Source organism: Pseudoduganella sp. RAF19, from assembly GCF_052114165.1.
Taxonomy (GTDB): domain Bacteria; phylum Pseudomonadota; class Gammaproteobacteria; order Burkholderiales; family Burkholderiaceae_D; genus Rugamonas.
This window is the reverse complement of sequence record NZ_JBFREF010000010.1, coordinates 182,725-202,996: the sequence shown is the minus strand read 5'-3', so window position 1 is coordinate 202,996 and position 20,272 is coordinate 182,725. Positions and strand designations below refer to the sequence as shown.

Genomic DNA, 20,272 nt, shown 5'->3' with positions numbered 1-20,272 from the left:
AATGCTTTCCGTGTGGCAATCACCACTTATTTTTCAGAGGATAGAAACAAATGAATTGGCTACGTGACATGAGACTCGCCACCAAGCTGGCATTGGCATTTGCCGCCGTGCTGGTGCTGACCATCGGCGTTGGCATTTTTTCGATCGTGCAGCTGGCGACCGTGCGGACGACCGCCAGCCAGCTCTCGACGCGCTGGATGCCAGCCATGCGTGTGGCGCAGGACCTGAAGTCGCAGATTGCCCGCGTGCGCACCCGGGAGCTGCAGTACATCATCTCCACCAAGCCGGAGGAGATGGACAAGTACGACAAGGTCATTGCGAACGACCTGGTGGACCTGTCGAAAATGCAGGCCGAATACGTGAAGCTGGCCACTACACCGGAAGAGAAGGAGCTGTACGAAGGCTTCGTGAAAATGTGGGCGCGCTATATGGATGAAGACGCGAAGATCCGCGCCGCTTCCCGCGCTGCCGACGACGATCTGGCCAAGTCGCTCATTCGTGGCGAATCGAACAAGCTGATTGTGGCCCTGCGCGGCCAGGTCGATAAGATGGTCAAGCTCTATAGCGATGGCGCTGAAGCAGAAGAGCAGAAGGGCGCCGGAATCTATGCGTCTTCGCGCGTGTGGATCATTTCGCTGTTGGCCGCCAGCGCCGTACTGGGCGCGCTGGGTGCGACTCTGCTGACCACGTGGCTGGTGAAGCGCCTTGGCGGCGAGCCTGACTATGCGGCTTCCATCGCCAGCAAGATCGCATCGGGCGACCTTTCCGTTGAAGTGGAAACCAGGGATGGCGACAAGGACAGCATGCTGTTCGCCATGAAGCAGATGCGCGATAGTCTGGCACGCCTGGTTGGCGAAGTGCGCTCCGCGACCGATACCATTGCCACCGCTTCTGATCAGATTGTGGCCGGTAACCTGGACCTGTCCTCGCGTACCGAACAGCAGGCAAGCTCGCTGGAAGAAACCGCTGCGTCGATGGAAGAACTGACGTCGACCGTCAAGCAGAATTCGGACAGCGCCCGTCAGGCCAATGAGCTGGCGGTGAACGCATCCACCATCGCGCAGGAAGGTGGCGTGGTGGTGTCGCAAGTGGTGAACACCATGGGTTCGATCAACGCATCGGCCAGGAAGATTGTGGACATCATCGGCGTTATCGATGGCATTGCGTTCCAGACCAATATTCTGGCGCTGAACGCTGCAGTGGAAGCGGCGCGTGCAGGTGAACAGGGCCGCGGCTTCGCCGTCGTGGCGTCGGAAGTGCGTAATCTGGCGCAGCGTTCCGCCTCTGCCGCCAAGGAGATCAAGGAATTGATCGGCAACTCCGTGGAGCAGGTGGAAAACGGCACCAGGCTGGTGAACCAGGCTGGTACGACGATGGAAAACGTGGTGGTCAGCGTGCGCCGCGTGACCGATATCATGGGCGAGATCACTTCCGCAGGACAGGAGCAGAGTGCCGGCATCGAGCAGGTCAACTCGGCCATCTCGCAGATGGATGCGGTGACCCAGCATAATGCGACGCTGGTGGAGGAGGCGACTGCTGCTTCTCAGAGCATGCAGGAACAGGCTGCATACCTGGCGCAGCTGGTCAGCACTTTCAAGCTGGGCGCACAGAAAGGCCAGACCTTGTCGCGTGTCCCGTCCAGCGCGCGCAGCTTTGAAGTGAAGGCGCCAGCCGCCGTGCAAAAGCGCCTGGCAAACGGACGCTGATCTTACTTGGCGCGCTGCAGCTTGACCAGCACCACGTCGTTGGTCTTCATCTGTAGCGTCAGCGCCGCCTTGCCGTCGGCACCCACGCTTAGCTGCTTTTGCAGTTCAGGCTTGTCGACGGTGAGGCTTTGCAGGCGCTGCAACTGCGTCTGCGTCAGCTTCGCCGGCGCGCCCATGTCGATGTAGGCCGAATAAGGGTCGTTCCTGCGGAAGCCGGTGCGCTTCACCGTTAGCTGGTAGCGGCCCGGCTGCAAGCCGCTGAAACTAAGCTGCGCCGCTTCCGCATCCTTGTTCTTCACGATGCGGCTGTAGAAGGGGCGATCGCTGACCTTCTGTTCCGGCTGCACAAAATCCCACAGCAAGGCTGTTGCCGACTGGCCGTCGAAAGAGGCCAGCGTTTGCGCGTCCTGCACCGGCAGACTGTTGCCGTTCAGGGCGTGCAGGTATTTGTAGGCGAAGTAGGCCGGCTTGCGGACGCCTTCGCGGTTCAGCAGACCAAAGCCGCCGTGGAAAGGCGTTGGCGGCGGGCCGGATTCCTCGAACAGATCCGAGTATGTCCAGTAGCTCATGCCTTGCAGCTGTCCCTGGCTGGCCTTCAGCTTGGACAGGATGTAGGGCGCGCTGATGTAGGAATCGTGCACCAGATCGCGCGGCGTGTAGCTGGTGCTCCATTCCGTGAAGTAGAGCGGCAGGCCGGGGTAGGACGAGGCTTCAATCTCCTTGCGCACCTTATGCACGTCGCCGGTGATGGCGTTCGGCGAAGGGGAGAGCTTGGTGTCTGCATTGCCTTTCTCATCGACGAAGCCGCCGTCCACGCCGTAGGTGTGCGTGGTGACGAAATCCACCGGCGTGTTCTGCGCTTTCGCATGCGCCAGGAATTCCGGCACCCAGGCGGCGCCCGCCGTTGCCGGGCCGCCGACTTTCAGTTGCGGATCGATGGCCTTGATCGTGTGCGCGGTCGCGTCGTACAGATCGAAGTAGGCTTGCCGGTCGGCCTTCTCCCAGAAGATGTCCAGGTTTGGTTCGTTCCACACTTCGAATGGCCACTTGCGCACTTCCTCCGCGCCATAGCGCTCGATGATGTGCGTGACGAAGGCGTGCACCAGATCCCTCCACGGATCGAGTTTCGGATGCGAGGTGTTGCCATGCCAGTAGAAAATTTCGCTGCCGGACGTGGCCATCGCCAATGGCGTGAAGCTTAGTTCCACGAAAGGCTTGATGCCGCGCTTTTGCAGCGCATCGTAGAGCTCATCGATTTTGGTCCAGTCGTAGACGTACTTGCCGTCCTTCACCTGCACGGTCTTGAACACATCATGAAAGATGCCGTGGAAACGCAGATAGCGGAAGCCCAGCTCATCGACGGCCGTGGTCAGCTGCGCCATGCTGTCATCGCGCAGCAGCGTGCCGGGGAAATCGGAGCCGACGCTGTAATCATAAAAGCGATCCAGCGGCTGCGTGGCCTGAGTGACGTCAAGCTGAATGTGGCGTTCGGCATACGCTGGCAGCGAAAACGCAGCCGCGACATACAATGCGATGAGGGACTTGCTCATTACTGTCTCCGGGATGTTTTGAACATTTTATAACACAAAATGAATAGCGCTAACATTTCTTGTTGTTCAACCCGGGCAGGAGGTAATCATGAGGCGATTTCTGGTGTTGGGATGGTGGTTGGCAGTGTTCTGCGGCGCAGCGCGCGCCGATGTATCGACAATTGAGTTCACGGGGTTCAGCTTGACGAACTTCCGGCAAACGATCGACGGCGTGCCCTTCGCCAATGAGATGACCATCTTCTACGGCGGCCCGGACGGTGGCGCCCTGAGGCTCACTAACGTCACCGATGCCACGCGTTTGGTCCAGGCCGGGACCACGCACATGACACGCACCTACACTCTGGATTTCGATATGCAGCCGGTTGAAGGCTACACGGTGTGGGGGCCATGGTTTAACAGCGGCGCAATCGGTTCGCGCTCCGGCAAGGGAACTAACTTCCTATCGGCGCAGATGCTGGTGGACCCGATGCCTCCTGAACAGCAGTACGAAAAAGTCTCGTATCGGGACTTCACGGAGGACGATGGCGGCGGGCTGGATGTCGGCTTGATCGGCCGCTTTGCCGTGGGCTCCGGCCGTAGCGCCCACGTTCATGTGGATGCCTACTTCCTGACCGATATAGACGACCCGGCGGATTCCGCTATGGTCGCCTTGCAAAATCCCGACATCAGCTTCCACTCTCAACCGCCGTCTGTGCCGGAGCCGGGCGCGTGGATGCTGATGCTGTCCGGGCTGACGCTGGTTTGCTACAGGCGGCGGGGGACGAAGACGTAGCCGCCTTCACGCAGCGGTCGGCGCTGCGCCAGTTTTCGTTTGGCCCATGCCGGCAACCGTCATGTACGGACGGTGTGGCCGGCGCCTCGCAAGGCCACTGCGGCGGCGGCAACGCGGTCCTGCTTCACTAGAACGTAATCGGTATCGAAGGTCGAGACGACGAAAATACTGATGCCCGCTTTCGCCAGCGGCGTGGCGACCGAGGCCAGGATGCCGGTTAATCCAAAGTCCAGCGGCCCATCAATTTTCAACGCCCGCCAGCCCATCTCCGCCTTCATGCCTGCGGGGACGGCGTTCTCGTCGCAGACGATGGACAGCTCATCCTGCGTACGCGAAATGGAACAGAACTCCATCTTGCCCAGCGCCCACTGCGGAATATCCGCGTCCACAGCCAGCCGCGCCACCGCAAGCGTGGACTTGCCAAGCGAGAGATTCATTTTCGGCGTCAAGCTGCTGGCTGCGTGCATGGCGGAGCTCCAACTGGAAACGATCATGCAAGCATATCACTTGCTTGAGCGTAGCCCGATGACAGCTTATCGCCCTCAAGAAGGAGGACGTTACTTGGCACGGAGGCGCTCGACTTCGGCGCGCAAAGAAGTGCGTTCGGTGCGGGCGTTTTCGAGCTGGGCGCGGGCTTCCTGGAGCTCAGAGGCGAGGGTGTCGCGGGCGGTGATGGCGCCGACCAGTTCCATTTGCGCGGCGAGGCGGGCGTCGGAATCGTTGGCGGCGGTGGCGACGTAGCGCTCCAGCTGGTTGCGCAGGTCGGCGATTTGCGCGTCCTTGCCTTCGATCGCCAGCTGGTCTTTGGCTTTGCCGACCAGGGCGTCAGCGGCGACCTGGCGCGCGTTGCGCAGCTCGGCCTGCAGGCGCGTGATCTGTTCGTCGAGTTCTTCGCGCTCGGCCCTGGCGGTGGCGACCTGGCCTTGCAGCTCGTCGCGTTCGGATTCGAGTTCTTCGCCAGCCTTCAGCAAGGCGTCCATATCGTCTTCCGACTGCGCCAGTGCGTCGCGCGCGGAGCCGCCGGCTTGTTCGGCATACTGCTGCGCCCAACGGCCCAACTCGGCCAGCAGCGCGTCCGGCAGGACGGCCTTCGGAGGCTCAACGGGTTTCACGTTGCTGGCGCGCCAGGCCTGAAGATGTTTGGTGATGGCACCGACCGAGCCGCCGCCCAGTGCTTCGTGAACTGCTTCGATGGAGACTGCTTGACCGTTGCTTTGCAGCGTGGAGGCCGCGGCTGTCACGTCTTCGAATGTGACCGTTTTCATAAGAGGCGAGGTGGGATGTTGTTTCCAGAGATCAACATCATACCCAAGTTGGCTGGCGCCGGGCAATATCGAACCAGCACTCCCGTGAACTTAGGGCGACATTTGAGCAAATCCCGCAACGAGTGCATCCAGCAATTGTCGCACGGCCGGCACCATGCCTCGCCGCGTCGGGAATATCGCATGAACAAGCGCTGTTCTGGATGACAAGTTCGGCAGCACGCGCTGCAGCCGGCCGGTCCGCAATTCCTCCTCCACCAGATCCCGCGGCAGCATGGCCACGCCCAGGCCCAGCGTCGCAGCCTTCCGCAGACTGGTCATATCGTCAGTCGCCAGGCGTGGCCGGTGTTGCAGCAAGACGACCTGTCCCTGCTCATCGACCAGATGCCAGGTGTATTTTTCGCTCGCGTTGGAATTGGCGATTGTTGGCCACTCCTTCAAGGAGTCGATCGATGCCGGTGCGGCATGCCGTTTTATCAAAGTTGGACTGGCGACCAGAATCAAGGTCGATAGCCCCAGCTGGCGGACCGCGAGATCGGTATCTTCAAGCGGCGGTTGGCGCACGCGGATCGCAAAATCCAGCCCTTCCTCGATCACATCGGCGCGGCGATTGGTCGCATCGACCAGCACCTGCACCTGCGGGTGATCGGCCAGATAGCGCGCAATGATCTCGGCGACGCCCGAATTCAGCAATCCAACGGGACAACTGATGCGCACTGTGCCCTGAGGTTCCGTGCGGGTCTGATCCACGATTTCCTTGGCGGCCCTGGCTTCCGCCACCAGCGCCAGGCAATGCTGCTGGAACTGCCGTCCGGTTTCGGTCAGCGACAGACGGCGGCTGGTGCGATTCAGCAGGCGGACCCCAAGTTCCTCCTCCAGCGCGCGAACGCGGCGGCTCAGTTTTGAGGTCTGCAAGCCCAGAGCGCGGGCGGCGGCGGTAAAGCTGCCGCGCTCAACCACTTCGGAGAACAGGCGGAGGTCATTCAGGTCTGAGATTTGGTCCATTCGATCATTCTATTGGAAGCAATGATTCATTGCAAAACAGGAGATATGCAGGGGATCGTTGTCTCAATAAGATGGGAACCACTGAGCAACAACTTAAACCAAAAACTTTTCAATTAAGGAGCTTGTCATGTCTAAATCCAATCGTCTCGAAGGCAAAGTAGCACTGGTTACCGGTGGCACCAGCGGCATCGGCCTGGCTTCGGCGCAGGCACTCGCCAGCGAAGGCGCGACCGTGTTCATCACCGGCCGCCGCCCGGCCGAACTCGATGCGGCCGTGAAGGCCATCGGCAATGGCGCAGTTGGCATCCGCAGCGATGTCACCAAACTGGATGAGCTGGACCAGCTCTTCGCGCAAATCAAAGAGGCTGCCGGCCGTCTGGACGTGGTGCACGTCAACGCCGGCGGCGGTACCATGGCGCCGATGGGCCAGATCAGCGAAGAGCACTTCGACGACACCTTCGACCGCAACGTCAAAGGCGTGGTGTTCACCGTGCAGAAAGCCTTGCCGCTGCTGACGCAAGGCGCCTCGATCATCCTGACCGGCTCCACGGCCGGCGCGAAAGGCACGGCAGCGTTCAGCGTCTACAGCGCGTCGAAAGCGGCAGTGCGCAACTTCGCCCGCAGCTGGCTGCTGGATCTGAAAGACCGCGGCATCCGCATCAACGTGGTGAGCCCTGGTCCGATCCGCACCACCGGCCTGGCCGAACTGGCCGGTGAAAGCAAGGAAGCGCAAGCGGGACTGCTGGATTACCTGGCTTCGCAAGTTCCCGTGGGACGCCTGGGTGAACCGGAAGAAGTGGGCAAGGCCGTGGTGTTCCTGGCGTCGTCCGAATCCAGCTTCGTCAACGGCGCAGAACTGTTCGTTGATGGCGGCGTGGCGCAAATCTGATCAGGGAGAATGCTCATGGCTGACCATATTCACGAGCTGCTGCACCGTAATCTGCAGGAAGTGTTTGGCGAGGGCGACGCAACGCGCCGGCGCGCGGCAATCAACGAGCTCTTTACGGAAGATTGCGAACTGTATGTGCCGCCGGGCGTCATCGTTGGACGCGAAGCGCTCGATAAATTTGCAGGAGATTTGCGCGCAACGCACCCGCATTTCGCGTACACCGGGATCGGTGAACCGCAGTCGCTGCACAACGCGGGCCGGCTGGCCTGGGCATCCGGCCCGCGGGGAGGAGAGCCGGAATACACCGGCGTGGATGTGATCACTACGCGCGACGGCAAGATCGCCGCGCTGTATGTCTTCCTTGATTGAGCGGGCAGGGCGGGAAGTTACTCGGACTTCTCGCCCAGTACCGTGTACAGGTACTCCACGATTTTCTTGCCGCGCTCAGTATCCGGGCTTTCGCCCAGCATCTTCTGATAAATCTTGCGTGCCGTCTTTTCGTTGAAAGTCTGCGTGACCACTACGTTCGGCGAATGGCACTTCGAGCAGGTTTCCTTTACCAGCATCGCATTCGGGCCAGGAGGGAAGGGCGATGGATCGCCCGTTTCCGCTGGCGCCGCAGGCGTTTGCTCGGCGCTGAAGACCGTATGGCTGAATTGCGCCGTACCTAATGCCAGCAGGGCAGCGAGGATGTATTTGGTCCGTTTCATGGTCTACTCCATATTCATCTGGAAGTTCTCCGACATATAGTCTGCCCAGTATTCGTTCATGAACAGGAAGAACTCGTGAGTGAGGTTGATGATCTTGCGGGTGCAGTATTCGTAATCGTCGTCGCGCTCCGCTTCCAGCGCCAGCGACAGCGTGCCGCCGCGCAGGCGCACGGCAGCGTGTGCGCGGGCAGGATCGACGCGGCGGTGTTCCGGCACGTCAGCGTCGGCGCGGCCTTTGAGCCAGGCCTTGATCTCCTTGTGCATCATCGAATTGGCTTCGACATTGGGCAGCAGATCAACCAGCGACAGGCGCCGCGCCTTGGGCTCGCAGCCCAGCGTGAAAGGCTGGCCGTACAGCCAGCCGAAGTGGAAGTCCACGCCGTTCTTGCGCGGCTCCACGCGGAAGTCCTGGAACACGCCGCGGCTGGCGTAGTCCCGCAGGACCGCGCCAATCGCTGGTGGCGCATCGACGGTGAAAAGGTCGTCCATGCACTGCGCCTTAGTGGTAGTACGAAGTCACGCCAGGTTCCACTTTGCCCAGGAAGCCCGGTGGATATTTCTCGCGCTGCCAGAACTCGCGCTTGCCCTGCACGTTCAGCACCACCGGCATGCTGGTTTCGGAAGCCAGCTTGTACGCCTTCTTCAATGCAGGCGTGAACTCTTCCGGCTTGGTGATGTACATGCCGTGGCCGCCCAGTGCTTCCGCCATTTTGTCGTAGCGGATCTTTTCCTGGAACAGGTGCATCGGCAGCACTTTCGGTTCGTCGTCCTGCAGATACCAGGTGCCCCAGGCATTGTTGTTGTAGACGATGATGATGGCCGGGATGCGGAACTTGGCCAGCGTCTCCACTTCCATGCCGGAGTAGCCGAAGGAAGCGTCGCCCATGATGGTGATGGTCGGATGGCCTTTGTACTTGGCCTGTGCGCCAATGCCTTCCTTGACCGCCACGCCGGCGCCCACGGCATAACCCACGTCCGCGCCAACGGTGCCGAACTGGTACTGGCCGTTCATGATCTGCGCAGGACGATACGCGCGCAGCCAGCGGCGGGTGTAGCGCGCCACGCCGAAGCCACCGGAACCGACCAGGGTCTGCTCTTTCGGGATGTTGCCTTTGTAGAGGAAGTCGGACAGCTCTTTCGCGATGACGGCTGGGTGCACGGCGTCCTTGTAGGCCAGCACCTGCTTGTACATCTCTTCGTTTTCCGCTTCGAACTTCTTGCGGGCCTTGTCGATTTCGGCCAGCCATTCGTCATGCTTCATGGCTGGCGCTTCGCGCGTCAGCACTTCCAGTGCGGCTTTCTCATCGCTGACGATACCCACTTCGATCGGCAGGTTGCGGCCAATGTCTTCTGCCGCCGGGTCGATGCGGATATAGCGTGCATCAGGACCGAAGGCATATTCGCCAACGTTCGGCATGCAGTATTGGCCGACCAGCATGACCACGTCGGCGCTGGCCAGCGCATCTGGACCGGTGGTGGCGGACAGCGGGTGATCGTCCGGGAACTGGCCGCGCATGGCGCCCGACTCCACCACCGGGATCTGAGTCTTCTCGGCGAACTGGCGCAGGGCGTCCCAGGCCTTGGAGTAGAACACGCCGGTGCTCGACACGATGATCGGGCGCTTCGCCTGTTGCAGCAGGGCGATTGCCTTGGCTACGTGGGTTGGCGATGGATTCGGCTTGGCGTCGGTGCGGTACAGGCTCTTGTCGAAGTTGTAGGCGATGTCGCCTGGTTTGGTGATCTTGCCGTCGGCTGCTTCAGCGGCGAAGTCCAGGTGCACCGGGCTTGGGATGCCGGTCTTCAGCTGGCGGAAGGCGTAGGCCGCGTATTCGTGATTGCGGCGCGCGTTCACCAGGCGCTTCTGCCACTTGACCAGGTGCGCAGTGACGGACTGCTGCTCCATCAGCTGGATCGCAGCCTCGGTGTCCTCTTCACGCACGCTCTTGTTCGACGACATGAACAGTACAGGCGTACGCGCAGCCTTGGCGTTGGCCAGGCCGGAAATCAGGTTGGTAAAGCCCGGACCTTCGGTACCGGAAGTTGCGGATACTTCGCCCGTCACGCGCGTGAACGCGTCCGCCGCGTGGGACATGGAACGCTCGTCGCGGCCCGTATAAGTCGGGATGCCGATAGCCGCCAGCGCGTGGGTCACCGTGTAGTTACCTGGGCAGCAGAACAACGCAGCCAGGCCTTCAGACTGGCAGGCCTTGGCGAACAGCGTAGCGCCGTTCATCGGCAGCTTGGGCATTTCACCAGGCGTCTTGGCCGCGATGCCGAAAGCGTCAGGCAGCGGCAGGGGCTTGCCTTCGGAGTCCTTCACCGCCGCAGCAGCTTGCGACACAACGCCTGCCGATGCCGCGGTTGCAGCCAACAGGCCGGAAGCTTTCAGGAAGTTGCGTCGCGATGGTACGCGGTGGTCGGCAGGCTCGCCGGCGCTGGGAGGGGTGTTTTTTGGATCTGTCTCGTTCATGGTCTCATCCTCGTACGTTGTCCTTGAAGCCCGTCAGCGCAACGAGCTTTCTGTATTTTAGGCAGGTCAGATTTCCTGTCACTAATACTTGAGTATAGTCAATGAGTACCATAAATGAATGTACGTAATTCCCCGTACTGATGGGCAAAATGCCCTTACTGTCAGGCGGGGATTTGACGCATAAAGGCGCTGATTGCGGCCGCTGATGCACGCGGCTGCGTCTGCAAAAGTAAGTGCGGACCGTCAATCTGAAGAACTTCCACCGACGGTACTTGATCTGCGATGAACCGTGCAGCCGAAGAAGGCACGAGCCGGTCATCCGCTGCCTGCAAATATAAAATCGGGACCTCAATACTCCTAAGCTCAGTGGATACATCAACATCTAACACCGCCCGTAAACGTGCGCGCCATACGCGTGCATCGACGCATGCGGCAGCGTTACGCAGCTCTCGCATCAATCGTTTATCACGATTCGAGGACAGTAGGAATGGAGCAACTAAGGACAGCAACCACGATGGAAAAGGCAGAATACCCAGCAGTGGGCGCAGTGGCGCTAATTCAGGCCGTGGGTTTTTGGCGAACGTAGCGCACAGAACGAGGCCGGCTAGCCCGCCAGGCCGCTTGGCCGCAAGGCTAATGGCGACCGGCCCAGAAAACGATTCGCCGAGCAGTATGTAAGGTTCGTTGCTCGGCAACTGCGCGCTGACAAATTGCGTTAGCTCCGCATAGTTGAGCGGACGGTGTACTTGATATGCCACTACCACCGGCCGCAAATCCGGCGGTAACACCGACACGAGATCGGCAAACAAAGTGCCGGTCCCATCCATTCCGGGTAGAAGTATTAGGGCAGTCATCTCATCAGTATTTTAAATGATGAGACAAGGTTAGGAATTGGCATACAATGCGTGCATGGCCACGCTGATCAGTCACCGCAAAACGCGCATTGTCACCCTCGAACAGGGCGACGATCTCATGGAGCATTGCAAGCCGAAAGACATCGCGATCGTGCCTGACCCCGCAGGCTGGTGGACCTACTTCATCGCCGAAGACGGCAGCGTCGACAAATACGACATCCCATTCCCTACTTACAACCAGGCGCTGTGGTCAGCCAAAGCCGCCGCTGAATTTGACGCAGAATAATCGCCGCCGGCGCGCTCCTGGTTCAAGCTCGGAGACGCGCCGTGTAATGGTGCCTACTGCATATCGATGCGGCCATACTGCCCGTGGGCTTCATCGCCAGGGCCAGCCGTAAAGAAGAGAGTATTAGTCGGCTGGCTGTTCACGCCAGGACCAAACGCGATACCCCACAAGCCATCAATCACAATGGGTGTGCCGTCCGACTTAGCCAGCGTCCCGGCAAACGCGCCAGTAGTCGGATTGTAGGCGTTGATCTTGCCATCGCCGAAGTTCCCCACGAGGAGCATATTGCTGGCCCCGCCGAAGTTGGCAGGCGCCATTGCCAAACCCCATGGCGCATTCAGCGCACCGCCTGTCGTCAGCTCCATCACAAAATTACCGCTCGTGTCGAATACGCTGACAACACCTAAACCAGCCCCGTGCACCTCATCATCACCCGTGGCAGGACGCTTTGCGAATGTCACGTAAAGGCGGCCACCAATTGCCTGAATGTTGAACGGTGCATAGCCAGCCGGCAGGTTGGGGTCCTTAAACTGGCCCGGCAGCACGGCCGGAGCGAAGTTGCTATCGAAGACGCTGATCGCGTTGTTGTGGAAGTCCGCCGCATACAGGTAGTTCAGGCCAAGATAGCTTGCCATGGCAATGCCTTTGTACACTTTGCTGGCCGAGCTGCCGTCGTACACGGTAACAGTGGCGGTGCGATTCACCGTTGGCGACCACGCCGCGATCATGCCGCCTTCCGTCGCAAAGACAAATGGGCTGGCCGCGGTCACACCGTTCTGGGTGATCTTGAAGTCTTGCGTACTGTTGAAGACGATGCCGGTCGGATCGTCAGGTGTCGTGACAATCAGCGTTTGCGGCACGCCGTTGCCGTCATACAGCGTTGAGCTGGCGGTGCCGTTATTGGCCACCCACACAAAACCTGTTGGATTGAAGGCGATGCCCCAGGCATTGACGAGCTTGGGATCGGTGTGTGCCGCGCCAGCCGCGGCAGTGTCGGCCACCAGGCTAGTGGTCTTGAAGTTCGACAGTACGGTGGGCGTTGGCGTTGGCGTTGGAGTCGGTGTCGGAGTAAGCATCGGCGTCGGCGACATATTGTTGTCGCTGCCACCGCAAGCCACTAACACCGCGCCCACGATAATGGCCGCGATGCCAGTCGCAAACTTTTCGGCGAGCAAGGGTCGGAGATTCATGGCTGTTCCTTTCGATGGTGGTGGAGGTTTATTCCACGTCACGCTTGAAAGGTTCAATTGAATTTGCGACGTCGTCGAATGGAATGAATCCGTGCGCCAATCTGCGCTGGGAGACGTTAGGCTTCTCCAAGGACTTAGCGCAGGGGCAGTGAATGAACAGTGTTGTGAGACGTAATGATGACTTGACGGCTTCAAAAGTGGCAGTCGCCATATCAGCCAGAGCCGCGTTTGGCGACGACTTTGCCTACCGCACTGCCTGGAGTGCAGGGCTACCCGCAAACCTGATCACGTCAATCTTTTCCAGGCCCATTCACGAGACGCGCGAATTCCAGCTGCCGCTAAAGCGCTCCGGCGATCGAAGGAAAGAGCCCCGGTAGAAATGCCGGGCGGCGTCAGCAGATTTCGTCGTATTGTTCGCTTGCGCGCGAAGCGAGCGGCGTGCTGTTCTGACGGCATGTCTGGCCCGACCTGCGCTGCTGCAACCAGTCGAACAAACGGTTCATCTCATCGGCGTTGGACCCATGCCACGAAGGAGATTCTTCGCGGCTCGTTTCGGCGGTGCGCCGAACGCGACCATTTCCCGAAAGGAGCCGTTGAATGATTGGCGAGGGAACTCTTTCGCTAATGAGGTAGGCGATTGCGTAGCGCCATCCACATTCCTCGGCCAAATCGAGGGCGTCATCAATGACACCTGCCAGACCAACGCACATACGGCGTTCCTGAAGATTTAAAAGCACGACTGTCTCCATTTTCGCCTGGCTGCGATTGGCCCGGCGACTTATCAGGTGTGTCCCTTACCTTACCACGCCTGCTTTGCTGTAGCGATTGAGGATTTCAATGAGCGGGGATCGTGTTGGTGGAAGACGACAGGGATCTGCAAGTTACTGCGGCTGAGCTTGCCGTGAGCCGCTGACGCGGCGCGAAATCGCGACGCGATTTCGAGAATGGGCGAATCGGAGAGCCTTGCGCTTGCAAGCGCAAGTCGCTTCGCGGGCGGCTCGCATGCGAGCCGAATTCCCCGCCTCGCCCCGCGCCCGTGCCGGCCGCGGATTTGATTCCGCCAACTCTGCGCTGCCGAACAAAAAATTAAGGCCCCAAGCTTGCGCTTGGAGCCCTAATTTTTTGTTCGGTGGTGGAGACGGCGGGAATCGAACCCGCGTCCGCAAGCACTCTACAGACAGTTCTACATACTTAGCTCTGCCAATTAATTTAACCCGTACAACGCGGACGAGCACGCTTTGGACGGGCGATTCACCTTAGATTTAGGACTACTCGAAGTGACCCCTCGTAGTCCGAGTCCTTATAAATGACTCAACCGGCCTTGCGGCCACACCCTAAGGACGAGGTGTTGTTGAGCTGGTGCATTAAGCAGCCAGTGCGTACGAAGAATCGTTTGCAGTTAGTTTGTTTCTGGGTGTATTTACGAGGTAACCAGCCCTCGGTATGCCCTGTTCTGCTTTGCAACCCACGTCGAAACCAGGTCGTCCCCACAGAAGGAAGCTCTATTCTACATGATTTCCATCAAGTCGACGGCCGCAGAGTGCTTGAACTTTGCGGCTTGGCAAATTGCCGCAAACTGAGCAGTCCTAAAGTCGAGTTCCTATATGCAGATACCGGAGCTCGATCATGGCCTATGTCTACTCGAAAGCAGCGGAACTGAAGGGTAAGCCGGTCGTGGGGACTCGCCAGTGCGTGGCTCTGGTTCAGGAATATGCGGGAGCGCCAGTAACCTCCAGATGGCGCCAGGGCGAAGCGGTGCTCGGCAACGAGCAGCTGAAGACCGGCACCGCAATCGCTACCTTCGTGAAGGGACGATATGCCAACCGTTCGCACGGCAATCATGCCGCGCTGTACGTGAGGCAGGGTCTTGGCGGAATCTATGTTGTCGATCAATGGAAGGCTGAAGGCAAGACGAAGATTTCGATGCTCCATATTTCGTCGCTAGGCAAGGACAAGAATGGCAACTTCAGGCACCCGAGTGACAACGCCGACGCGTTCTTTGTCATCGAGTGAGTGATGAAAATTCGAGGCGTTCTAATGCTGGCGCTGGCATGCGCTGCCGTGGGGACAACGAGTGCACAGGTGTTTGAGTGCCCAGCGTCAATTCCGGAAAAGTCGATTCACTTAACGGACGTCGCGCCGGAATGGAAGGTATACGTTGGCGCGCCCTTGTACTTGCACTCCGCGGCGCCAACGAATGGACCACCCGAGCAGTTGGGAGAGTTGGCTGATTTTACAGAGCGCAGCGCCAAGCGAGAGTGGTCGCGCACCTATGAGCTGGACGGGCAATTCCCCAACGGTAAATGGCTGGCCTGTATGTACGGGGAGGGCGATCAGGTCAGCCTGGGGATGAGACTGCCCGAGTCGGTGAAGTCGTGTACCTTCGTCTACCGCAAGGGGCAATACGTCGGGCAGCACGACATTCAAATACGCTGCAAGCCTTAGCCCTGCTGTTTCAGTGCTCCAGCTCGACCAGCGGGCGGGATTTTTCCGGCAGGGTGGCGATGGAAATTTCGCCGTCGGCAAAGGCGCAGTCGAGCAGGTGGCGGCGGGATTTGGGGACTTCCGCGGACATCAGGTCGTGGAAGTCGTCGGCGTCCTTGAAGCCGAGGTCGATGACCAGGTTTTCCAGTTGATAGGTATCGACCAGCGTTTTCAGGCGCTCGGTGCGGGTGCTGGTGTCGATTACGCTACGGCCGCGCGGCTTTTCGCCTTCGAAGTAGCGGATCAGGACGGCTTCCAGCACGTCCACGTGGGTGCGCTGCGAGGCCTCTTCGGACATGTCGGTGGCCGTCGTCTCAACCGCCACGTTCATGCGCTTGATCAGCAGGAAGCAGTCGAGTTCGGTTTCCACCTCTTCGCAGACGCGGTTGATGGCCATGTGGCGGCCCTTGGCCAGCTTGGCGGCCGGGTCGCGCGTCTGGCCAATCATCAGCACTTTGCTGGGGAAGGAGAGGCCGGTGTCGAATTGCTGGACCAGGTCGTGCACCGAGAACACTTCGGTCAGTGAACCCCAGTTCAGGGACAGGTATTTGTCGTTCAGCGTGACCAGCGGTTTCTTGAAAGTGGCTTCGAACGGCGGCTTGAGTTCGATGTTGAAGCTCTGCTTGCGCTCGTCCTTGCCGATCAGGACAGGCACCGACAGTTTCAGGCCGAAGAAGCCCCAGCTCGTGCCTTTCTTGACGTCGAAGCGCAGGCGCTCGCGGCCGACCAGGAAGAACAGCAGTCGCTTTTCCATCGTCGCGTCGAGCGCGAACTGCATGCGGCGCTGGTAGCGGCCGATCGGATCACGGAAATCAGGCACTTGCGGGTCGTTCACCAGCAAGTCGTACCAGTAAAAGTTGGCTTCGGCGACCGTGGCTTCCCAGCGCTGTGGTGCTGTTGCGCGTGGGGGAAGTGCTAGCTCGCTTGGTTCATCGCCGGTCATGCAGGGTCTCCGAATAAGAGTCGGTTTTCTTCTTGTAGTTAAGAAACGTTCTTCTTATGGTACGCCTGCCGGTTGCCGAGGGGCAATACTAAAATTGTATAGTCTTGCGAAATCGCAAACTTTAGGCGGCTAATGGTGTCGGAGATGGTACAGTCGCGCGTATCAACGCCAGCAAATCTGCGGGCGTTGCCAGCAAATGGTCGGCGCCCCAGCTGGCCGGTTCGATGGTGCCGCAGTAGCCCCATTGACAGGCGACAGTTGCCATTCCGGCAGCCTGGCCAGCCTGGATGTCGCGCAGATCGTCACCCACGTACCAGCAGTCCTGCGGCGCGATGCCGAGACGGGTGGCCGCTTCCAGCAGCGGAGCAGGGTGCGGTTTGGCGTAAGGCGTGGTGTCGCCGGAGATGATGCAGCCGGCCAGTCCCAGGCCGATCTGCGGCACCAGCGGATCGGTGAAACGGGCCGGCTTGTTGGTGACGATGCCCCAGCACAGGCCAGCATCCACAATGCCTGCCAGCAGTTCGGCAACTCCGTCGAACAGGGTGCTGTGCACGGCCATCGCGGCTTCGTAGTTGTTGAAGAAGCCCTGTTTCAGTTCCTCGAAGCCGTCATCCGTCGGCTTAAGGCCGAAGGACACGCCAATCATGCCGCGCGCGCCCGCCGATGCTTCGGGACGCAGCAGCTCATACGGCGTCGGTTCCAGCCCGCGCACGGTGCGCAGCAGATTGATCGCGGCAGCCAGGTCTGGCGCCGTGTCGGCGAGGGTGCCATCCAGATCGAACAGGATGGCGCGCGGGACGGATGTCAGGTTCATGCTTTATTCAGTGCGAGTGCACGCCACCATGTAGTTGACGCTGGTGTCGTCGTTCAGCGAGTAGACCTTGGTCAGCGGGTTGTAGCCCAGGCCTTTCATGGCATCGACCTGCAGGCCGGCGCTGCGGATGTATTGCGACAGCTCGGCTGGGGTGATGAATTTTTCGTAATCGTGCGTGCCCTTGGGGAGCATGCGCAGCAGGTACTCGGCGCCGATCACGGCGAACAGGTAGGCCTTGGGATTGCGGTTCAGGGTGGAGAAGAACACTTTGCCACCCGGCTTCACCAGCCTGGCGGCGGCGCGCACGATGGCGCCCGGATCGGGCACGTGTTCCAGCATTTCCATGCAGGTGACCACGTCGAACTGGCCTTCCTCGGCAGCGGCCATGTCTTCGGCGGCGATCAGCTTATAGCGCACTTGCACGCCGGATTCCAGGCTATGCAGATCGGCCACCTTTAGCGCTTTTTCGGACAGGTCGATGCCCGTTACCTTGCCGCCTTTGCGCGCCATGGATTCGGACAGGATGCCGCCACCGCAGCCGATGTCGATCACGTTCTTGCCCGCCAGCGGGGCACGCGCGTTAATCCACTCCAGGCGCAGCGGATTGATCTCGTGCAGTGGTTTGAATTCGGACGTGGGGTCCCACCAGTGGTGGGCCAGCTCACTGAATTTTTGCAGTTCTAATGGATCGGCGTTCATAGGGCGCATCATAGCAGGACATTTGCGCTGTCCCAAGCACGCACGGCGGATCGATGACCCGCCCTGCAACAGTGCGCCGGGGCGTAGGGCGGATCATTGATCCGCCGCCTGCATGCGCTTAGGTGTAAGACAACTTGGGGTACCAGTCGGTGCCGCGGCCGGCGGGGATGAGGTCGAGCAGGGGCCATAAGATCGTCGGATCAGGCGCGCCGCGCGGGTCCTGGCCGGGGTCCTGTGTGCCGCCCATTTCGCCGCCACCCCAGAAATGCAGCACTTTGCCGTCGCGTTTGACCCAAACATCCATCGCTGCCCACTCGCTGCCATCCGGGGCGATGCCGCGGTAGTCGCGCGGAAAGTCGTCGCCGACGCATTGGTAGAACGTCAAGTTGCGCCAGCCGCGCTCGCGCGCGAAGGCCAACTGGCGGGCGACCGGGGAGCGGCCAATGATGGCCAGCGCCATGCGCTGCGTCAGGTCGGCGGACGGGACGTCCAGGCCTCCGAGGAAGGATGTGCACATGGGGCAGGGCCGTTCCCGCTGCGGGCCGAACATCCAGAAGTAGGTGAGCAGGGTGTCGTGCCGCCCGAACATATCGGCCAAAGTGAGAGTTTTACCGTTTTCATCGAGGAAGGTGTAATTGCGTGCTTCGCCGCCCATCGGCAGCTTGCGGCGTTGTTCTGCCACGCGCTCGATGTGGCGGCGCAGTTCGATTTCCTCCGCCAGCAGGGCAGTGCGGGCGGCGCGGTAGTCGGCGCTGTCGTTTGGATAAGGATGGCTATTGGCTGCGGCGAGTTCGGCTGCTGGTGTCAGTGTAGGCATGGTGGCATCTCCTTGTCTTGAGATGCCGCCGTTTTAACATTGCCCGCCCGGCAGCGGCGCGCGCTTCAGCCTCAGCTTCAACTTGCGGCATAGAGGCAGACCGCTTCCACCATGAACGGGGCCAGATCGGGATCGATCTTGTCGAAATTGCTACGGAAACGGACGTCGTCGCGGTAGGTGGCGGCCAGGTTAGGTAAGTGCTCTTTCTCGGCCGGCCAGAAATGCCGCAGATGCTGGTGCCAGCGCGCGACCAGGGTCTGCACCGGTGGGCTGCCGGCGCCTTGGTGCATGACGGCGGCCAGTTCGGAGAAGATGGCATTGCCCTCCGCGATCAGTTCTTCCTGCTGGGCTTTCGAATGGCTCTGCCAGCGCTGGGCGGAGGCTTGCACTGCTTCCTTGCCGTATCTGGCTTCGGCTTCGGCCTGGTGGGGATTGTGCTGCTCGCGCAGACCGTCGAAGAGTTGTGCTGTTTTCATCGTTTGCTGTCCTTTCAGATGGAGGATGGTCTGGTCCACCGTCGAAATCAGCTGCTCCAGGTGCGACTGGCGTGCATTCAGCTCGGCCTTGTGGCTTTGCAGCGCCGCCAGCACGTCGAAACCGGGATCGGACATGATGCTGCAGATCGCCGCCAGCGGCACGTCCATCGCCCGGTAGAACAGTACCTGCTGCAGGCGCAGCGCGGCCTTGTCGTCGTAGTAGCGATAGCCGTTGTCGCCGATGCGGGTGGGCTTCAGCAGGCCGATTTCGTCGTAGTAGCGCAGGGTGCGGGTGGTGACGCCCGTCATGCGCGAGAGCTGTTTTACGGTGTACATGACTGCATCTTCAAGGCTCACGTAACGTGAAGGTCAAGCAATTAAAACCCGAGGCGTAAAGCGAGTGGCAGGCACGATGTGCCTGCCACTTGGGATTGCCGTGGGTTCTACGCAAAAAAAAGCCCCGCTCGGAGGCGGGGCTGAGTCGTATGCGCGGATTCGCGCAGGGTATTACTTGGAGCGGGTACCCACGACTTCGATTTCCACGCGACGGTTCTGCGCGCGGCCGGCGGCGGTCTTGTTGTCCGCTACTGGCTGCTTCTCGCCTTTACCTTCGGTGTACACACGGTTCGCTTCGATGCCCTTGCTCAGCAGGTAGGACTTCACAGCTTCAGCGCGGCGCAGGGACAGCTTGTCGTTGTAAGCGTCGGTACCAACGGAGTCGGTGTGACCCACAGCGATGATCACTTCCAGGTTGATGCCGCCCAGCTTGGAGGACAGGTCGTCCAGCTTGGCCTTGCCTTCTGGCTTCAGAACAGCTTTGTCGAAGTCGAAGAATGCGTCAGCAGCGAAGGACACTTTCTCGGAAGTGGCAACTGGAGCCGCAACCACTGGCGCAGGAGCCGGTGCTGGTGCAACTGGTTCCGGTGCTGGTGGTGGTGGAGGAGCAACGCACTTGCCGTCTTTCAGTTCTTCCGGCGGGGTGCACAGCGGCAGATCGCAGCCTGGCACGGCGTCAGCCGGAGTCCAGTAGCCGGTGCGCCAGCACAGACCGAAGGGATCACGGGCGATAATGCCGCGGGCATCTTGCACATAGGCACTCTTAGGAGTCGGGGCCTTGATGTCCTGGGTCACAGGCGCGAACGGCGGCGCGGTCGGCTTTTCCTGTGCGAGCACGGAGCCAGCCAGCAGGGCCGAAGCGGCGAACATCGTAGTGATCAGTTTTTTCATATTTTGATTATCCTTTCTTGGGGTGAAACTAATTAATTTCTCGTCCATTTTGCCACATTTCCAGAAATCCCAAAAAAAGCGGCGCAAAAGGGCCGATTGGCTGGTTCGACCAAAACGT

Annotated in this window: 23 protein-coding genes and 1 other RNA gene; 7 read left to right on the top strand and 17 right to left on the bottom strand. The window is 60.2% G+C overall.

The features are described from left to right. Window positions 1–50 precede the first annotated feature (50 nt). Complete coding sequence (locus AB4Z19_RS25655; protein ID WP_442036480.1) at window positions 51–1,706, top strand: methyl-accepting chemotaxis protein; 1,656 nt, start codon at window positions 51–53, stop codon at window positions 1,704–1,706. Window positions 1,707–1,708: 2 nt separating this feature from the next. On the opposite strand, the gene AB4Z19_RS25650 is transcribed toward AB4Z19_RS25655, so the two are convergent. Continuing rightward, complete coding sequence (locus tag AB4Z19_RS25650) at window positions 1,709–3,256, bottom strand: GH39 family glycosyl hydrolase (protein WP_442029179.1); 1,548 nt, start codon at window positions 3,254–3,256, stop codon at window positions 1,709–1,711. 88 nt (window positions 3,257–3,344) lie between these two features. Here AB4Z19_RS25650 and AB4Z19_RS25645 point away from each other — a divergent pair, with 88 nt between their 5' ends. Continuing rightward, the gene (locus AB4Z19_RS25645; protein ID WP_442036478.1) at window positions 3,345–4,028 is read left to right on the top strand and encodes a PEP-CTERM sorting domain-containing protein; all 684 of its coding nucleotides are present in this window, start codon (window positions 3,345–3,347) and stop codon (window positions 4,026–4,028) included. Between the two features lie 59 nt (window positions 4,029–4,087). Here the strand turns inward: AB4Z19_RS25645 and AB4Z19_RS25640 are convergent, their stop codons facing one another. The 3 genes from AB4Z19_RS25640 to AB4Z19_RS25630 form a co-directional block, all read right to left on the bottom strand. Continuing rightward, window positions 4,088–4,495, bottom strand: a complete 408-nt coding sequence (locus tag AB4Z19_RS25640) for an ACT domain-containing protein (RefSeq protein ID WP_442026670.1) — start codon at window positions 4,493–4,495, stop codon at window positions 4,088–4,090. A 90-nt stretch (window positions 4,496–4,585) separates the two neighbouring features. Then, window positions 4,586–5,293, bottom strand: a complete 708-nt coding sequence (locus AB4Z19_RS25635; RefSeq protein ID WP_442026671.1) for a DNA-binding protein — start codon at window positions 5,291–5,293, stop codon at window positions 4,586–4,588. A 90-nt stretch (window positions 5,294–5,383) separates the two neighbouring features. Beyond that, a complete protein-coding gene (locus tag AB4Z19_RS25630) occupies window positions 5,384–6,295 on the bottom strand; it encodes a LysR substrate-binding domain-containing protein (RefSeq protein ID WP_442026672.1) in 912 nt (303 codons plus the stop codon). A 127-nt stretch (window positions 6,296–6,422) separates the two neighbouring features. Between AB4Z19_RS25630 and AB4Z19_RS25625 the strand changes: the two genes are divergently transcribed. After that, a complete protein-coding gene (locus tag AB4Z19_RS25625; protein ID WP_442026674.1) occupies window positions 6,423–7,184 on the top strand; it encodes an SDR family oxidoreductase in 762 nt (253 codons plus the stop codon). Between the two features lie 15 nt (window positions 7,185–7,199). Then, the gene (locus AB4Z19_RS25620) at window positions 7,200–7,553 is read left to right on the top strand and encodes a nuclear transport factor 2 family protein (protein WP_442026675.1); all 354 of its coding nucleotides are present in this window, start codon (window positions 7,200–7,202) and stop codon (window positions 7,551–7,553) included. Between the two features lie 17 nt (window positions 7,554–7,570). Here the strand turns inward: AB4Z19_RS25620 and AB4Z19_RS25615 are convergent, their stop codons facing one another. From AB4Z19_RS25615 to AB4Z19_RS25600, 4 genes are all read right to left on the bottom strand, one after another. Continuing rightward, the gene (locus tag AB4Z19_RS25615; protein WP_442026676.1) at window positions 7,571–7,894 is read right to left on the bottom strand and encodes a hypothetical protein; all 324 of its coding nucleotides are present in this window, start codon (window positions 7,892–7,894) and stop codon (window positions 7,571–7,573) included. 3 nt (window positions 7,895–7,897) lie between these two features. Beyond that, window positions 7,898–8,383: a hypothetical protein gene (locus AB4Z19_RS25610; protein ID WP_442026677.1), complete on the bottom strand. Its 486-nt coding sequence runs from the start codon at window positions 8,381–8,383 to the stop codon at window positions 7,898–7,900. Between the two features lie 10 nt (window positions 8,384–8,393). After that, window positions 8,394–10,364 (bottom strand): thiamine pyrophosphate-dependent enzyme, encoded by a 1,971-nt coding sequence (locus AB4Z19_RS25605; protein WP_442036476.1) that lies wholly within the window; start codon window positions 10,362–10,364, stop codon window positions 8,394–8,396. Window positions 10,365–10,525: 161 nt separating this feature from the next. Further along, on the bottom strand, window positions 10,526–11,218 hold the full coding sequence (locus AB4Z19_RS25600; protein WP_442022305.1) for an alpha/beta fold hydrolase: 693 nt from the start codon (window positions 11,216–11,218) through the stop codon (window positions 10,526–10,528). A 55-nt stretch (window positions 11,219–11,273) separates the two neighbouring features. On the opposite strand from AB4Z19_RS25600, the gene AB4Z19_RS25595 reads away from it, so the two are divergent. Beyond that, on the top strand, window positions 11,274–11,504 hold the full coding sequence (locus AB4Z19_RS25595; protein ID WP_442022303.1) for a hypothetical protein: 231 nt from the start codon (window positions 11,274–11,276) through the stop codon (window positions 11,502–11,504). Between the two features lie 53 nt (window positions 11,505–11,557). Here the strand turns inward: AB4Z19_RS25595 and AB4Z19_RS25590 are convergent, their stop codons facing one another. The 3 genes from AB4Z19_RS25590 to ssrA form a co-directional block, all read right to left on the bottom strand. Beyond that, window positions 11,558–12,694 (bottom strand): TIGR03118 family protein, encoded by a 1,137-nt coding sequence (locus tag AB4Z19_RS25590; RefSeq protein WP_442036474.1) that lies wholly within the window; start codon window positions 12,692–12,694, stop codon window positions 11,558–11,560. 392 nt (window positions 12,695–13,086) lie between these two features. Further along, window positions 13,087–13,443, bottom strand: a complete 357-nt coding sequence (locus AB4Z19_RS25585) for a hypothetical protein (RefSeq protein ID WP_442022299.1) — start codon at window positions 13,441–13,443, stop codon at window positions 13,087–13,089. 381 nt (window positions 13,444–13,824) lie between these two features. Next, window positions 13,825–14,183: a transfer-messenger RNA gene (gene ssrA / locus AB4Z19_RS25580) on the bottom strand. 137 nt (window positions 14,184–14,320) lie between these two features. Between ssrA and AB4Z19_RS25575 the strand changes: the two genes are divergently transcribed. Then, window positions 14,321–14,707 (top strand): BPSL0067 family protein, encoded by a 387-nt coding sequence (locus AB4Z19_RS25575; RefSeq protein ID WP_442022297.1) that lies wholly within the window; start codon window positions 14,321–14,323, stop codon window positions 14,705–14,707. A 24-nt stretch (window positions 14,708–14,731) separates the two neighbouring features. Continuing rightward, window positions 14,732–15,139 (top strand): STY0301 family protein, encoded by a 408-nt coding sequence (locus tag AB4Z19_RS25570; RefSeq protein WP_442022295.1) that lies wholly within the window; start codon window positions 14,732–14,734, stop codon window positions 15,137–15,139. A 10-nt stretch (window positions 15,140–15,149) separates the two neighbouring features. On the opposite strand, the gene AB4Z19_RS25565 is transcribed toward AB4Z19_RS25570, so the two are convergent. The 6 genes from AB4Z19_RS25565 to ompA all read right to left on the bottom strand — a co-directional run bounded on the left by AB4Z19_RS25565 (window position 15,150) and on the right by ompA (window position 20,154). Next, the gene (locus AB4Z19_RS25565) at window positions 15,150–16,121 is read right to left on the bottom strand and encodes a hypothetical protein (protein WP_442022293.1); all 972 of its coding nucleotides are present in this window, start codon (window positions 16,119–16,121) and stop codon (window positions 15,150–15,152) included. 121 nt (window positions 16,122–16,242) lie between these two features. After that, window positions 16,243–16,935 (bottom strand): HAD family hydrolase, encoded by a 693-nt coding sequence (locus tag AB4Z19_RS25560; RefSeq protein WP_442022291.1) that lies wholly within the window; start codon window positions 16,933–16,935, stop codon window positions 16,243–16,245. 3 nt (window positions 16,936–16,938) lie between these two features. Continuing rightward, window positions 16,939–17,634, bottom strand: coding sequence for a bifunctional 2-polyprenyl-6-hydroxyphenol methylase/3-demethylubiquinol 3-O-methyltransferase UbiG (gene ubiG, locus AB4Z19_RS25555; protein WP_442022289.1), 696 nt, complete (start codon window positions 17,632–17,634; stop codon window positions 16,939–16,941). Window positions 17,635–17,752: 118 nt separating this feature from the next. Further along, entirely contained in the window at window positions 17,753–18,451 is a 699-nt protein-coding gene (locus AB4Z19_RS25550; RefSeq protein WP_442022287.1) for a DUF899 family protein, read from the bottom strand. Between the two features lie 77 nt (window positions 18,452–18,528). Further along, the gene (locus AB4Z19_RS25545; protein ID WP_442036472.1) at window positions 18,529–19,263 is read right to left on the bottom strand and encodes a MerR family transcriptional regulator; all 735 of its coding nucleotides are present in this window, start codon (window positions 19,261–19,263) and stop codon (window positions 18,529–18,531) included. Window positions 19,264–19,434: 171 nt separating this feature from the next. Then, window positions 19,435–20,154 (bottom strand): outer membrane protein OmpA, encoded by a 720-nt coding sequence (gene ompA / locus AB4Z19_RS25540; protein WP_442022283.1) that lies wholly within the window; start codon window positions 20,152–20,154, stop codon window positions 19,435–19,437. Window positions 20,155–20,272 lie beyond the last annotated feature (118 nt).